Below are 15,389 nucleotides of genomic sequence, written 5' to 3' on the forward strand. Positions count from 1 at the left end.
CGATTCGGTAGCGGGAGCAGGACTCGAACCTACGACCTTCGGGTTATGAGCCCGACGAGCTACCAACTGCTCCATCCCGCACTATCTTTTTGGTATATTACATAACGGGCATAACTCCGAAATGTTTGTTCCAATTGTCAAAAAAGCAATTTGCTGTTCCTTTTAATTGGACTGCAAAGATATAATTCGTTTCTTTGCAGTCCAAATAATATTTTAATTATTTTTTTATGGCGCATAAGGCAGGTTTTGTAAGTATAATTGGTAAGCCCAACGCGGGTAAGTCAACCCTTATGAACGCACTGGTGGGCGAAAAAATGTCTATTATCACCCCAAAGGCGCAAACCACCCGCCACCGTATTTTAGGGATTGTTAATACCGACGATTACCAGATCGTTTTTTCGGATACCCCCGGCATCATCAAACCACATTACGCATTGCACGAAAGTATGATGCACCAGGTTGATGGCTCTATTGTTGATGCCGACCTGATACTGCTGGTTACCGATATCCACGAAGAATTTAACGAAGAGGATGTAGTTAAAAAATTGGCCGGCTCTACCGCCCCGCTGGTTGTTTTGATCAACAAGATAGACCTGTCCAGCGAAGAAGAGGTAAAGGAGAAAGTAGAGTACTGGCAGGAAAAACTGAATCCCAAAGCCATCTACGCCATATCAGCCCTGCTGGATCATAATATAAAAGCCGTAATGGATTTTGTGTTGGATGGCCTGCCGGAACACCCTGCTTATTACGAAAAGGATGCGTTGACGGACAGGAACGATAGGTTCTTCGCGTCAGAAATGATCCGCGCGCAGATCTTTAAACAATACAAAAAAGAGATCCCTTACAGCACAGAGGTAATTGTTACTGCGTTTGTTGAGGGCGAAAAACTGCACCGCATCAGTGCCGAGATCATTGTGGAGCGCGATTCGCAGAAAAATATAATCATAGGCACCAAAGGGGAAATGCTGAAGATAGTAGGTACTTACGCCCGCAGGGACATGGAAGATTTTTTCCAGAAGAAGATCTTCCTGGAGATGTTTGTTAAGGTTATCCCCGACTGGCGCAGCAAAAAAAACTACCTGAAAAAATTTGGGTACGAATAAAAGTAGATTTGAGATATTAGACGTGAGATTTGAGATAATTGCACGGTCAATATCCAAAATAAATTAATTTAGGTGTAAGTTTAGATAAGCCGGGAATCTTCCTGTCTCACATCTCATATCTCACATCTCATATCTAAAAAAATGAGTAATATAGTAGCTATAGTAGGCAGGCCAAACGTTGGCAAATCCACTTTATACAACCGTTTAACCGAAAGCCGTAAAGCTATTGTTGACGATTTTAGCGGCGTAACCCGCGACAGGCACTACGGCACGTCCGAATGGATAGATAAGAAATTTACGGTTATCGATACCGGCGGCTACGTGGCCAATTCCGAAGAGCTTTTTGAGGTTGCCATCCGCGAGCAGGTACTTATAGCCATTGAGGAAGCCACCGTAATTTTATTTATGGTTGATGTTACCACCGGCATTACCGACTTAGATGATGAAATTGCCAACCTGCTCCGTAAAGGTAAAAAGCCCGTATTTGTGGTGGTAAATAAACTGGACAACAACGCAAACCTTGCCGATGCTACCGAGTTTTACAGCTTAGGTTTAGGCGAGATCTACACCATGTCGTCAATGACGGGTTCGGGTACGGGCGAACTGCTGGACGATGTGGTTAAGCATTTTGAGGACGTGCCGTTTGAAGAGAACGAGCGCCCTAAATACGCCATCATCGGCCGCCCCAATGTTGGTAAATCATCTATCATTAATGCCCTTATTGGGCAGGACCGTAACATCGTTACCCCTATTGCCGGTACAACACGCGATTCTATCCACATCCATTACAACCAGTACGGTCACGATTTTATGCTGATCGACACTGCCGGAATGCGTAAAAAAACCAAGGTAAAAGAGAATATCGAATTTTATTCGGTAATGCGTACCATCAAGGCTTTGGAAGAGGCAGATGTGGTGATCATTATGATTGATGCGGTTGATGGTCTTGAGGCGCAGGATGTGAACCTTTTCCACCTGGCCGAAAAGAACAAGAAAGGCGTGGTTATCGTGGTAAATAAATGGGATTTGATCGAAAAGAACAACAAAACCATTAAGGTATTTGAAGAGCAGATCCGCCAGAAGTTAGCGCCGTTTAGCGATGTGCCCATCGTGTTTACATCGGTACTGGAAAAACAGCGCGTGCTAAAGGTAATTGAAGTGGCCAACCAGGTTTATGCCAACCGCGCCCGCAAGATCCCTACCAGCAAGCTGAACGAGATAATGCTGCCGATAATCGAGAAATATCCGCCGCCATCGTTAAAAGGCAAATACGTAAAAATTAAATACATTACGCAGATAGCAGGCTCATCGCCCATGTTCGCGTTTTTCTGTAACCTGCCGCAGTATGTAAAAGAACCATACTACCGCTTTATCGAAAACCAGCTGCGCGCCAATTTCGAATTTTCGGGCGCGCCCATCCAGGTTTGGTTCAGGCAGAAGTAAGGAGTTTAAAAAGTTTTATATGCAATAGCGATGATTAACTCATCGCTATTTTTTTTGAACTTCTATTTAAGCTTAAGCGCTTTGGCAATTGCTTCATCGGTTACCTTAGCCATTATTTTATAACCCGCCGCATTGGGGTGTACACCATCAAGGGTAAGGTCGGCGCGGGTGCCTTTCTTATCATCTACCAGGGGAGTGTAGTAATCCAGCAGCACAAGCTTGTTTTTAGCGGCATAGGCAGTTATTACCTCATTAAGGCTTATTATCTTTTCGGCCGGTTGCAAGCCTTTACGCCATGGGTATTCATTTATGGGCACGTATGCACACAATACCGGCGTAATGTTGTGTACCCGGCACAGCTCTACCATCGATTTGATATCATTTAAAATGCGCTCGTTGGTTACATGGCCCGTTGTGCCCGCAATATCGTTGCTCCCGGCCAAAATTATTACCACCTTAGGCTTAAGGGCTATAACATCCTGCTGAAACCGCAGTAATAACTGTGGCGCTATCTGTCCGCTAACACCCCTGTCGATGTAGTTTTTATGCGCGGCAAAATATTCCGGCAGGCGCGTTTTAAAAAACTCAAAAACCGAACTCCCTAAAAACACAACACGGTTTTCGCCCGGTGCCGGTGCGGGCAGCAGTTTATTTTCAGCTTCGTAATGGCGCAGGTTGGCCCAATCGTCTTTAAAGTCTTCTGTTACAGGGGCCGGCTTGTTTGCCGGGTCGGCTTTTTGCTGCTGGGCAAATATTGTAGTGGATAACAATAGCAGGATAGGTAACAGGCGGATAATTCTCATAGCGTTTAATAGATGATGATTTCAAATGTACATTCTATATCTAATACACAAAAGGAATATTGAGAATTAGCAGCGTGCCGGTATTGGAATACTCAACATATTTTTCAGGGTGTCCCATTAAATATTACACGAATAAGAATTTTTGTATAATATGTTGATAATGAATTAATTATTGTTTTGACCTTTTTATAAAAAAAGTCAAATTAAAATTATAAATAATTGATTATAAATTAATTGCGATTTTTAACAGGTGTCCCATTCGTTTTTGAATGGGACACCCCTCGATAAAATGCAATTGATAAATTTAATCGGGCTTTAATAAAAATTTACCACCAATAATAAGTAACCCGGCGAATTGCACAGCCTTACGTAAGATATGCTGAAAACAAGTTCAGCATAATACCGGGTTTGTTTGTATGTCGCCACATTTTACATCAACCTTTTGGCTTACGGTTAATAGGGTTATCTTTGCTGCGCGATGCCAGAAAAAAAAGTAAGAGTCCGTTTTGCGCCGAGCCCTACAGGTGGTTTACACCTTGGTGGGGTGCGTACCGTTTTGTTTAATTACCTGTTTGCCAAAAAGCATAAAGGCGATTTTGTTTTACGTATAGAAGATACCGACCAAACCCGCTACGTGGATGGCGCCGAGCAATACATTTTAGATTGCCTTAAATGGTGCGGCATTACACCCGACGAAAGCCCCGTTACTGGCGGCCAGTACGCCCCATACCGCCAAAGCGAGCGCAAACCCATCTACCGCGAGTATGCCGAAAAACTGGTAGCACAAGGGCATGCTTATTATGCTTTTGATACCGCCGAAGAACTTGATGTTAAACGTAAGGAAGTGCCGAATTTTCAGTACGGTTTGGCAACACGTAATGGCCTGCGTAATTCTTTGAACCTGCCTTTGCAGGAAACCGAAAAATTACTGCATAACGGCACGCCGCATGTTATCCGTATAAAAATGCCCGAGGGCGAAAATATCCATTTTGAAGATATGATACGCGGCCACGTTAGTTTCGAAACTAACCAGGTTGACGATAAAGTACTACTAAAAGCCGACGGTATGCCAACCTACCACTTAGCCGTGGTGGTTGACGATTACCTGATGAAGATAACGCACGCCTTCCGCGGCGAGGAATGGCTGCCATCGGCCCCGGTGCATATCCTGCTTTGGGAGTACCTTGGCTGGAAAGCCGATATGCCGCAATGGGCACATTTACCATTGATATTAAAACCGGATGGCCACGGTAAGTTAAGCAAGCGCGATGGCGCACGCCTTGGTTTCCCGGTGTATGCCATGAACTGGTTTGATGCAAAAAGCAACGAACTAACCCTTGGTTTCCGCGAGTTAGGCTTTTTGCCCGAAGCGTTTTTAAACCTGCTGGCCATGCTGGGCTGGAACGATGGTACCGACCAGGAAATTTTTACGCTGGATGAAATGATCGATAAATTCTCGATAGAGCGCATAAGCAAGGCCGGCGCAAAATTCGATTTCGAAAAAGCCAAATGGTACAATGCCGAATGGATAAAGAAGCAAACAGCCGAAAGCTTAAAGCTAAAAGTTTGGGAGATCCTGAAAACAAATGGGGTTACAGTAAAAGATGAGGCCTACCTGTTAAGGGTTATAGATACGGTTAAAGACCGCTGCGTTTTATTGCCCGATTTTTACCCGCAAGCCGCATACTTTTTTCAGCAGCCAGCCGAGTACGACCTAAACGCTGTTAAACCAAAATGGACAGATGCTAAAACAGATTTCTTCAACGCGTTCATCGGCATATTAAGCAGCCCCGAAACTTTTGATGCTGCTGAACTGGAAGCCAAATTCAAGGCCCTTGCCGAAGAAAAAGGATTAAAACCGGGCGATGTGATGCTGCCTTTCCGCATTATGCTGGTTGGTGGTAAATTTGGCCCGCACGTGTTTGATATTGCCAAACTGCTCGGCGAAAGCGAAACGATTATCAGGGTAGAGAAGGCGATAGAAGCTTTTACGGCGTAAGTTGGATAATAATACCCGTCATTCTGTGCGATAGCGAAGAATCTATTGATGAATATGCATATCGCTGTCGCGAGCTTAGCGCAGCGTAACTCGTGATGCGGCACAAGGTAAGCTTTCAGCTTACGGCAGCTGAAAGCTGCAGCCATGCTGTATCACGAGCTGGAAGCTCGCGACAGCACTAACATTACAACCCCTTCCGCATCACAAAATCATTCATCCAATACGGGCCGATAGGGATATCCTCTTCGTAAACCACCTCAAAGCCCATTTTTTCGTAGAAACTTTTGGCGTTATTGTAACGGTTTACATTAAGGTCCAAAGTGGTTTTGCCCGCCTCTTTGGTTTTACCGGCAACAGCGTTGATCAGTATCTTGCCGTAGCCCTTGCCCTGGGTTATAGGCAGGCAGTACAATTTGTGCAGCTTGTAGATCTCCGCGTCCTCCTCGCGGGGCGAGTACGCGGCAAAGGCAACCGGTTGGCCGTCCTCTAACAATAACAAAAACGTTTGCTGCTTTTCGGCAACCTGAGTGCTTATCTTATCTGCCGAATACAATTCGCCCAGCATATAGGCAACCTGCTCCCTGCCCAGCAAGGGTTCGTAGGTTGGCCACCAGGTTTGCTGGGCTATCTGTAAAATGGCGTCCACATCGGCAACAGTCGCCTCCCTTATCAAATACATAGGCAGCGGCGTTTAGTGGTTTTCTTCTTTATCTACGCTGTACGATGCTATGCTCTGCCCAACCCCAAAGTATTCTTCCAACTCTGATAAGGTAGATGAACTTGTCGCGATATCTTTGATCACCACACCTTTTTCCATCAGCAAAATGCGCTCGCAAACATCGGTTACGTGGTTAAGGTCATGGCTTGATACTATGGTGGTAACACCATGGTTCTTGTTCTGGTCCTTCAAAATATTCTTTAACCTGAACTGCGTGCTCGGGTCGATGTTGGCAAATGGTTCATCCAGCATCAGCAATTCAGGCTGTTGTAAAAGGCATGCACCTACGCCTACCTTACATTGGTTACCTTTAGACAGGTCGCGGATATATTTGCCTTTATTGATGATCTCTCCATTAAAAAATTCAGCTAATCCGGCCAGTTTTTCATCAACCTGCGCCTTATTTTGCTGGTGCAGGCCGCCAATAAAGTACAGGTATTCTTCGGGCGTTAGGTAATCTATCAAAAAGCCTTCATCAAGATACGATGAGGTGTAGCTTTTCCAGGCTTCGGCCCCGGCAACGTTTACACCGTTTGATAGCACCTCGCCGCTTTCGGCCCGGATCAGGTCTAATATCATGCGGAACAAGGTTGTTTTACCGGCACCGTTATTGCCTACAAGGCCAATGCTTTCGCCTTTGTTTATTTGCAGATGAGGTACATTTACTACAGTTACGCCGTTGTAAATTTTCTTAAGGTTCTTTATCTCTATCATCTTATTTATTTCTGAAGCCTTCGGCTATTTTGTATCGTTTTTTGTAAAAATCTTCTTCCAGCTTCTTTATCCAGAACTCGCGTGTTAGTACAAATACAACACCTAAAATTGCCATTACTGCTAAACCAACGTTGGGATAGTTTACGAATTTAAACGGGAGATATATTGCAAAAGGCAAAATTAAAAGCGGGATCGAAAGCAATAGCTGGGTGGACCCGACACCCTCCCAGTTAAATGAAGCTCCTTTACTCAGGTCGATGCGCTTATAGTTGCGGTTGGCAAAGTAAAGCACAATGGTAGTGTTAACCCCTAAATTCCACAGGTACATTACGAAATGGGTTAATACGATTTGCCAACCAAAATAAATGTAGGGGATGGTCAGCAGGAAGGCCACTGTAGAAACCACCGTGAACAAAAAGAATTTGGCCCTTAAAAAATCAGTAAACTTAACTTTGCTAACCAATATGCCGTCAAAATGCGATGCTTGCCAGCTATACATGAATTGACCGTAATTTATAATGAAGATACCTGTCATGAACATGCCTGCAAATACAGCGAAGGCGTTTTTCATGCCTACGCTGTATTGCGGATTAGTATAAAATATGAGTCCATAAAGCATTAAAAACAAACCCATAATAAGAGCTGAGCGGGGCCTTTTATTACGTAAGATCAGCTTTATCTCGTTAGCGACCAAGTCGCCAATATGGCCGTAACGGTTAAGGAGCGGTATCTCCGAACTGCTTTTATAAGCGCTAACTTTTTTGGAGCCCAGCTCTTCAAGGTAAAGGTTATCCTTCAGGTAATAGAAGTTGAGATAAAACATGGCACCTGCCAATATCAAGGGGATAAGGACCAGATAAGGCTTACCAATAAGGTTACCAAAGAAAAAGTAAGAGGCGCTGCGTAACGAGTATAGGTGCCATACAAAATCACCACAAAGCAAAAGCCCTAATACGACACCCGCGATCAAAAATATCCAACCGTTTATATTGGCTTTGCGCTTAATATATAAAGCCAGGTAATTATTAAAAACACTAAGCGCTATAACAGAAAAAAGAAATACCAGAGCAGTTACCGCGCCATGTGCCGGCAGTATTACTTTAATAATGAAGGGCCCAAATATTACTATCGGCCACAAATTAAAGAATGAGAGCATAGCGGTGAGGGCCAGGTAGCCTACAACCGTATTGCGTTTTACCGACAAATGAAGATAGGGTTGCACTTTTAATGTAGGCAGTTCCTGTAGCTGTAGCCGCATTAATAGGTCTGCCAGGAAGTAAATAAGTATAGTGCCGCAAAATTTAACTATCACATCCACATTGGGAGGGGTTGCCATCAAAACCTTATCAAGGAATAGCCCGATGAGGAGGACGCACACGAACAGGTATAATAACAGCAAGCCCATAACCACTTTTACGGCAATGCTTTTACCCGTATTTTTCGAGCGCCAAAAGGCTTTCAGTTCGTGATCAAAAAAGGTTGATATCATAGGGAATTATAAGATCTGTCATCCTTGTGGAACGAAGACCTATTCGCCGATAGATTCTTCACTACGTTCAGCATGACAAAATAGTTTAATGCGGTTAAGATACTAATATTTATACCTGTCGCCCCAAAGTTTCTTTAGCTTTTCTTTTGATTCGTTTTCGCGCGCATTGTTACCGGGGTTGTAAATTTTTGTACCCCTTATTTGTTCGGGCAAAAAGTCAAGGTCGGCAAAGTTGCCTTCATAACTATGGGCGTATTTGTAGTTTTTGCCGTAGCCAATGTTCTTCATCAGCTTGGTTGGCGCGTTGCGCAGGTGCAGCGGTACGGGCAGGTCGCCGGTTTCTTTTACAAGGGCTATGGCCGCGCCTATGGCCGTGGTGGCCGAATTACTTTTTGGCGATGTTGCCAGGTAAATTACAGTTTGGCTCAGTATCAATTGCGACTCGGGCATGCCTATCTTGTTCACCGATTCAAAGCAAGCCTGAGCCAGTAGCAGGGCGTTAGGGTTGGCGTTACCAATATCTTCTGATGCCAGGATCAACATGCGGCGGGCAATAAACAAAGGGTCTTCGCCGCCTACTATCATGCGGGCAAGCCAGTACACCGCGCCGTTAGGGTCGCTGCCGCGCATGCTTTTAATAAAGGCCGAAATAATATCGTAATGCTGCTCGCCTGTTTTATCGTACAGGGCCATGTTTTGCTGTACGTGCTCCAGCACCACATCATTGGTAAGTACGATCTTTTTACTGTCGAAGGCATTTACCAGCAGCTCAAAAATATTCAGCAGCTTGCGGGCATCGCCACCGCTCAGGCGAAGCAAGGCTTCGTGTTCTTTGATGACGATGTTTTTTTCTTTCAGGATCACATCTTCCTGTTTAGCTTTTTCCAGCAGGTCGAGCAGGTCCTGCTCTTCCAGGTGCTGCAAAATATATACCTGGCATCGCGACAGCAAAGCGGAGATAACCTCAAACGACGGGTTCTCGGTAGTAGCACCTATCAGGGTAACAATGCCCCGTTCAACCGCGCCTAACAGCGAATCCTGCTGCGATTTGGAGAAGCGGTGGATCTCATCGATAAAAAGGATAGGCAATATTTCGCCCTGTTCCTTTAAAACAGATGCCTTTTCAATTACCTCGCGAACATCCTTCACGCCCGAATTAATGGCGCTTAACGAAAAGAAAGGCCTGTATAACGATTGCGAGATGATGTAAGCCAGCGTTGTTTTACCCACACCCGGTGGCCCCCAAAATAACATGGAAGGTAACGATCCGCTCTCGATAGCCTTGCGCAAAACAGCGCCTTTACCAACAAGGTGTTTCTGGCCCACATAATCATCCAGTGATTTTGGGCGCATACGCTCGGCTAATGGCGGCAGGTTGATCATAAATGTAAAAATCAGAAATAGAAATGCTAAATCCTAAGAAATTTAGTAATTTTATAATAACAATTATATGCCACAACAGTTTACCAGAGCCTCCTACCACACCATTTGTGACGATCTTGCCAAAATAGACCCCGATTTTGCTAATGTTATTCACCTTTACGGCTACCCGCCGTTTTGGTCGCGGCCAAACACGTTTGAGAGTTTGGTGCATATTATACTGGAGCAGCAGGTATCGCTGGCTTCAGCCCTATCAGCCTTAAATAAACTACGTGAGCGTGTGCAGGAAATAACCCCCGCCCGTATCCTGTTATTAACGGATGCCGAAATGCGCGAGTGCTATTGCAGCCGACAAAAAACCGCTTATATCAAATACCTGGCAGAGGCTATCATCAGCGGACAAATAAACCTGGAAGCTTTCGAGCAAATGGAAGATGAAGAGATTCGTAAGCAACTGACCGCCCTAAAAGGCATTGGGAACTGGACAGTGGATGTTTACGTGATGTTCGCCCTGCAGCACACCGATGTTTTACCCATCGGCGACCTGGCTATAGTAAATGCTATTAAAAGATTGAAAGGGCTGCCCAAAGAAACCCCGAAAGAAGAACTGATGGTGATTGCCGAACAATGGCGGCCATATCGCACCGTGGCAAGTATGATATTATGGCATTATTATTTGTGCGACAGGAAAAGCCCCCCGGCCCCCTAAAGGGGGAGTGAGGTAGCAAATTTGTCATCCTGAACGATAGTGAAGGATCTAATCGCCGATATGTATTTAGGCGATTGGATAGTTCGTTAATAAATGCTTCGCTATCGCTCAGCATGACAGCAGATAAAAAAAGCCCGCCTGAAAATCAGGCAGGCTTTAAGTTTTTCAAGAACTCCCCCTATAGGGGGTCGGGGGGCCTACACGTTAAACAACCCGTTCCGTTCCTGCTCCTGGTAGTTCTGTACCGTTTCAATAGCGTTGCTTATTACATCGCTTAACGCTGTAATGAAAGCGCCCGGTTTGGCCAGGCTCATGGCATGCTTAATGGCATCTACCTCTTTCGGGATGATCTCGAAAGGTTTATTAGGGTCAACCGATTTGATGCCTTCCTGCAGCAGGTCCAATATATTTTCTTCGGTGCGGCCGCGCAGGTGTTTCTCTTGGCGAAGAATAATATAGTCAAACATTTCTGCCGCTATTTTACCGATCTCGCGGATGTCATCGTCGCGCCTGTCGCCGGTACCGGCAATGATGCCAATTTTAAGCGGAGAATCAATATGACTTAAAAATGCCTTAATTCCTTGGAAGCCATCGGGGTTATGCGCAAAATCGATCATAAAACGGAAATCCTTGAACTCAAAGATGTTCATACGCCCAGGCGTTTGCGCAGCCGATGGGATAAACGTTTCCAGCGAGATCTTGATATCCTCGGTTTTAAAACCATGCAGGAAAGTGGCCAGCGTGGCGGCCATTACGTTATCGATCATAAAAGGTACTGTACCGCCAAAAGTAAGCGGGATCTGTATGGTGCGCTGCACGCGGATCTTCCAGTCGCCCTTCATAATAGTGATAAAGCCATTTTCGCTTACGCAGGCAATGCCGCCTTTTTTGCAATGCGCTACAATAACCGGGTTTTTCTCGTCGCGGCTAAAGTAGGCCACGTTACAATCGGCTTTTTTGCCAACCTGCACGCAGTATTTATTGTCGGCATTTAAAACAGCCCAGCCGCTTTTTTTAACCGAGTTTATCACCACGCTTTTTACGCGGGTAAGGTCGTCAAGGGTGTGGATGTCTGAAAGCCCCAGGTGATCTTCCTGTATGTTGGTTATCACGCCAATATCGCATGAGCTAAAGCCTAAGCCGGCCCTTAATATGCCGCCGCGGGCGGTTTCAAGCACGGCAAAATCAACCGTTGGGTCTTTTAAAATAAACTCGCTGCTTACCGGGCCGGTGGTATCGCCCTTTAGCATCATATTGTTCTGCACGTAAATACCATCGCTGGTGGTAAAGCCCACCCGGTGGCCGTTGTTTTTTACAATGTGTGCGATCAGGCGGGTAGTGGTGGTTTTACCGTTTGTGCCGGTAACAGCTATAATAGGGATGCGTGCCGATTTACCGGTAGGGTAAAGCATATCGATAACATGCCCTGCCACGTTGCGCGCCAAACCTTCGCTTGGGGCAATGTGCATCCTAAAGCCGGGGGCTGCATTTACTTCCAGTACCACGCCGCCATTATCTGTAAGGGGTTCGGTAAGGTTCTTGGCCATAATATCGATGCCGCAAATATCCAGGCCTATAATTTTGGATATGCGTTCGCAGATGAATATGTTTTGCGGATGCACATGGTCGGTAACATCAACAGAGGTGCCGCCGGTGCTTAAGTTGGCGGTCGATTTTACAAACAACTTCTCGTCTTTGGCTAATACGGTTTCTAATGTATAGCCTTTCTTTTCCAACAGGTCAAGCGTATCGCGGTCAACATCTATCAGGGTAAGTACATTCTCGTGCCCGTAGCCACGGCGTGGGTCGGTGTTGGTTTTATCTATCAGTTCCTGTATGTTCAGTTCGCCATCGCCTATGATATGGGCCGGGTCGCGCAGGGCGGCGGCTACCATTTTATTATCTATCACCAGCACCCTAAAATCGTAACCGGTAACAAAGCGCTCTACAATTACCCTGCGGGATATTTTTGCTGCAAATTCATACGCGGCAATAGCATCCTCGGTAGTATTAATGTTGATGCTGATCCCACGGCCATGATTGCCATCCAGCGGTTTAAATACCAGCGGGAAGCCAATTTTTTTTATAGCTTCAACAACCTGCTCGGTCTTACTGATGGTCATGCCTTTGGCTACCGGGATGGCCTGCTCCTGTAAAAGGCGCTTGGTTTCGTCTTTGTTGCTTGCAATATCAACAGCAATGCTGCTGGTTTTCTCGGTCATGGTGGCGCGGAAACGCACCTGGTTTTTTCCGTAACCCAGTTGTACCAGCGATTGGTTGTTAAGCCTTATCCAAGGGATCCTGCGCGAGATAGCTTCCTCCACAATAGCGCCGGTGCTTGGCCCCAGGCGGGTATTCTCGCGAATTTCGCGCATCGTTTGAATATCTTTCTCCAGGTCGTATTCGGTGCCGTCAATTAAAGCCTGCACAATGCGTACGGATGCTTCGGCGGCAAATACGCCAACTTTTTCTTCCAGGTAGGCAAATACAACGTTGTAAACGCCCGGTGTTTTTGTTTCGCGGGTACGGCCAAAGCCGGTATCCATACCTGCAAGGGTTTGTATCTCTAATGCTATATGCTCTATAACGTGCCCCATCCAGGTGCCGGCAACCACCCGCTCAAAGAAGCCGCCGGGTACGCCGGGCGAGCAGCGGTGCGAGTGCAGGCTGGGCATTAATGCCTTCATGCGCTCATAAAAACCATCAATAGTGTTTGATGGGCGGTCTTCCATCTCTTCCAGGTCCAGCCGCATTTGTATCAGTTTCTTGCGGCTGATGCTCCATATGTTTGGGCCGCGCAGTACTTGTATATTTTCAATTTTCATAAATGCTTGCTGATATTGGGTGATAATTATCTAAAGCTAAAAAACTTATGAATGTTATAAAATGTTTTGACCAAAAAATGCACTATTATTAATTAAACCATTAGTTTTTAATCAATTTTATTTTAATTTGTATAAATTGATATAAAGATTATGGATGTCCCGAAAGGAAAACTGGTAATAATTGGAGGCGCTGTTGATATGGGCAGTAATGTGAGCGTGTTGGAGCATATTATGCAGCCTAACTATATCAAATTTTTTGAAAAGGGCATACTAAGGCGCATCATCAACGAATCGGATAAGCACGAGGCCTCTGTTGTGGAGGTGATCACCACCGCATCGCAGATCCCTGATCTGGTTGGTAACGAGTACATAAAGGCTTTTAACCAGCTGAATGTTACCCACGTTAACGTACTGCACATCAAAAGCCGTGAAGATGCAGCTAACCCCGAATATTTAGAACGCATCCGCAAAGCGGATGTAGTGATGTTTAGCGGCGGCGACCAGCTGCGCCTTACCGCTATTTTTGGCGGCACGCAATTTTTGCAGATCCTGAAACAGCGTTATCAACACGAGAACTTTGTGATAGCCGGTACTTCTGCCGGTGCCGCGGCCGCATCAACCCACATGATATACCGCGGGCAAAGCAATGAAGCTTTAATAAAGGGCGAAGTGCAGATAACCGCCGGGCTGGGTTTTATCGATTCGGTTATTGTGGATACGCACTTTGTGCAGCGTGGCCGTATTGGCCGTTTATTGTACGCGGTGGCTACTAATCCCGGCATACTGGGCATAGGCCTTGGCGAGGATGCCGGCCTGCTTATAACCGAGGGCAACATGATGGAAGCCATAGGCTCGGGATTAATTATGCTGGTTGATGGCAAGAATATTGTAGAGACTAATGTTTATGATGTAGAAATAGGCGATCCTGTTTCTATCGAGAACTTGAAGGTGCATGTAATGTCGTTATTTGATAAGTACGACCTGCAGCAGCACCGCATGATCATTAAAAAGGTGGTTAAGGTTGAGGAGGGCGTTTTTGTTACCGCCCACGACAGTGATAATAATGACTTACAATGATTGTAGATGTGCGGATATGCAAATTTTGATGTGCAGATGGCTTTTAACACTGGACATGTAATCGCTAATTCACTAAATCGGTCAATCACTAATTATTAATGAATGAAGTTGATCATACACGGAGGTTTTTTTAGCGAATCGCTTACAAACCAGGAAGTAAAAAAGGCTAAGCAGGACGCCCTGCGCGAAATTGTTACGCTTGGCCACAAATACCTGGAAAGCCACGCCGCAGCCCAAACCGTTGTGTATACCGTTTGCCTGCTGGAAGACTGCGACCTGTTTAACGCGGGCACCGGTTCCCAGATCCAAAGCGACGGAAAAATAAGGCTAAGCGCCTCGCTGATGGATGGCAAAACCCAGAAATTTAGCGGCGTTATTAATATAGAGGATGTAAAAAACCCTATCTGTATTGCCGAAAAATTAATGGATTATGACGACCGCGTACTTGGCGGACAATGCGCCAACACCTTTGCGGCAAATAACGGTGTGCCATATTACAACCCCGAAATTCCGCAACGTCGTAAGGAGTACGAAAAAAAACTAAGCGACTCTATCCGTCTGGGTACCGTGGGCTGCGTGGCGCTTGATATTTATGGCAACATCGCGGCAGCAACATCAACCGGCGGCAAGGGCTTTGAAATACCGGGCCGGGTGAGCGATTCGGCAACAACGGCGGGTAATTATGCCAATAAATACGCGGGCATATCGTGTACAGGTGTGGGCGAAGATATTGTAAGCGGATCGGTAGCCACAAAAATTGTTACCCGTGTAACCGACGGGATGCCGCTTTCCGTCGCGACAGCAAAAACACTTGATGAAATGAAACCCTACGATGGTTTTGCCGGGATAATAGGCATTACCAACACCGGCGATATTTACCACGCCGACACCCACCCCTACATGGTTTGGGCCCTGCACGATGGTGAAGTAGAGGTTTTTGAATAAGCCTGCCCTGCCCGGCACTTGCGCACAATCGCGGGTTAATATATTTTCGCAACAATAATATTCTTGTATTTTAGGCGTTGATGCTTAATATTTACACGGCTGGTAATGAGCGTAATGCCATTTTACTAAGCTATTGTAAATCACGTTTATACTTTTTATATTTGCATACCAGTTAAAATAATTA

12 protein-coding genes and 1 tRNA gene are annotated in these 15,389 nt (G+C 45.6%); 6 read left to right on the forward strand and 7 right to left on the reverse strand.

Translation table 11 applies throughout. The annotated features are described in order from the left end of the window. Window positions 1–8: 8 nt before the first annotated feature. Window positions 9–81 (reverse strand) — tRNA-Met (locus EWM62_RS15170). A gap of 146 nt (window positions 82–227) precedes the next feature. Between EWM62_RS15170 and era the strand changes: the two genes are divergently transcribed. Together era and der are read left to right on the forward strand one after the other, a co-directional pair. Beyond that, window positions 228–1,103 carry a GTPase Era gene (gene era / locus EWM62_RS15175; protein WP_067057835.1) on the forward strand — a complete coding sequence of 292 codons (876 nt, stop codon included), beginning with the start codon at window positions 228–230 and terminating at the stop codon, window positions 1,101–1,103. 141 nt (window positions 1,104–1,244) lie between these two features. Further along, the gene (gene der / locus EWM62_RS15180) at window positions 1,245–2,546 is read left to right on the forward strand and encodes a ribosome biogenesis GTPase Der (RefSeq protein WP_129877533.1); all 1,302 of its coding nucleotides are present in this window, start codon (window positions 1,245–1,247) and stop codon (window positions 2,544–2,546) included. A 62-nt stretch (window positions 2,547–2,608) separates the two neighbouring features. Here der and EWM62_RS15185 read toward each other — a convergent pair whose 3' ends face one another. Then, on the reverse strand, window positions 2,609–3,349 hold the full coding sequence (locus EWM62_RS15185) for a GDSL-type esterase/lipase family protein (protein ID WP_129877534.1): 741 nt from the start codon (window positions 3,347–3,349) through the stop codon (window positions 2,609–2,611). A 478-nt stretch (window positions 3,350–3,827) separates the two neighbouring features. On the opposite strand from EWM62_RS15185, the gene gltX reads away from it, so the two are divergent. Continuing rightward, complete coding sequence (gene gltX / locus EWM62_RS15190) at window positions 3,828–5,348, forward strand: glutamate--tRNA ligase (protein WP_129877535.1); 1,521 nt, start codon at window positions 3,828–3,830, stop codon at window positions 5,346–5,348. A 184-nt stretch (window positions 5,349–5,532) separates the two neighbouring features. Here the strand turns inward: gltX and EWM62_RS15195 are convergent, their stop codons facing one another. The 4 genes from EWM62_RS15195 to EWM62_RS15210 all read right to left on the reverse strand — a co-directional run bounded on the left by EWM62_RS15195 (window position 5,533) and on the right by EWM62_RS15210 (window position 9,652). Beyond that, the gene (locus EWM62_RS15195; protein ID WP_129877536.1) at window positions 5,533–6,027 is read right to left on the reverse strand and encodes a GNAT family N-acetyltransferase; all 495 of its coding nucleotides are present in this window, start codon (window positions 6,025–6,027) and stop codon (window positions 5,533–5,535) included. A gap of 12 nt (window positions 6,028–6,039) precedes the next feature. Next, entirely contained in the window at window positions 6,040–6,780 is a 741-nt protein-coding gene (locus EWM62_RS15200) for an ABC transporter ATP-binding protein (protein ID WP_129877537.1), read from the reverse strand. 1 nt (window position 6,781) lies between these two features. Then, entirely contained in the window at window positions 6,782–8,269 is a 1,488-nt protein-coding gene (locus EWM62_RS15205; RefSeq protein WP_129877538.1) for a DUF5687 family protein, read from the reverse strand. Window positions 8,270–8,371: 102 nt separating this feature from the next. Then, complete coding sequence (locus EWM62_RS15210) at window positions 8,372–9,652, reverse strand: replication-associated recombination protein A (RefSeq protein ID WP_129877539.1); 1,281 nt, start codon at window positions 9,650–9,652, stop codon at window positions 8,372–8,374. A 67-nt stretch (window positions 9,653–9,719) separates the two neighbouring features. Between EWM62_RS15210 and EWM62_RS15215 the strand changes: the two genes are divergently transcribed. Then, complete coding sequence (locus EWM62_RS15215; protein WP_129877540.1) at window positions 9,720–10,358, forward strand: DNA-3-methyladenine glycosylase family protein; 639 nt, start codon at window positions 9,720–9,722, stop codon at window positions 10,356–10,358. 197 nt (window positions 10,359–10,555) lie between these two features. Here the strand turns inward: EWM62_RS15215 and cphA are convergent, their stop codons facing one another. Further along, complete coding sequence (gene cphA, locus EWM62_RS15220; RefSeq protein ID WP_129877541.1) at window positions 10,556–13,183, reverse strand: cyanophycin synthetase; 2,628 nt, start codon at window positions 13,181–13,183, stop codon at window positions 10,556–10,558. Window positions 13,184–13,333: 150 nt separating this feature from the next. Between cphA and EWM62_RS15225 the strand changes: the two genes are divergently transcribed. Next, a complete protein-coding gene (locus EWM62_RS15225; protein ID WP_129877542.1) occupies window positions 13,334–14,260 on the forward strand; it encodes a cyanophycinase in 927 nt (308 codons plus the stop codon). A gap of 102 nt (window positions 14,261–14,362) precedes the next feature. After that, the gene (locus tag EWM62_RS15230; RefSeq protein ID WP_129877543.1) at window positions 14,363–15,205 is read left to right on the forward strand and encodes an isoaspartyl peptidase/L-asparaginase; all 843 of its coding nucleotides are present in this window, start codon (window positions 14,363–14,365) and stop codon (window positions 15,203–15,205) included. The last annotated feature ends 184 nt before the right edge of the window (window positions 15,206–15,389 follow it).

Source organism: Mucilaginibacter terrigena, from assembly GCF_004168255.1.
GTDB lineage: Bacteria > Bacteroidota > Bacteroidia > Sphingobacteriales > Sphingobacteriaceae > Mucilaginibacter > Mucilaginibacter terrigena.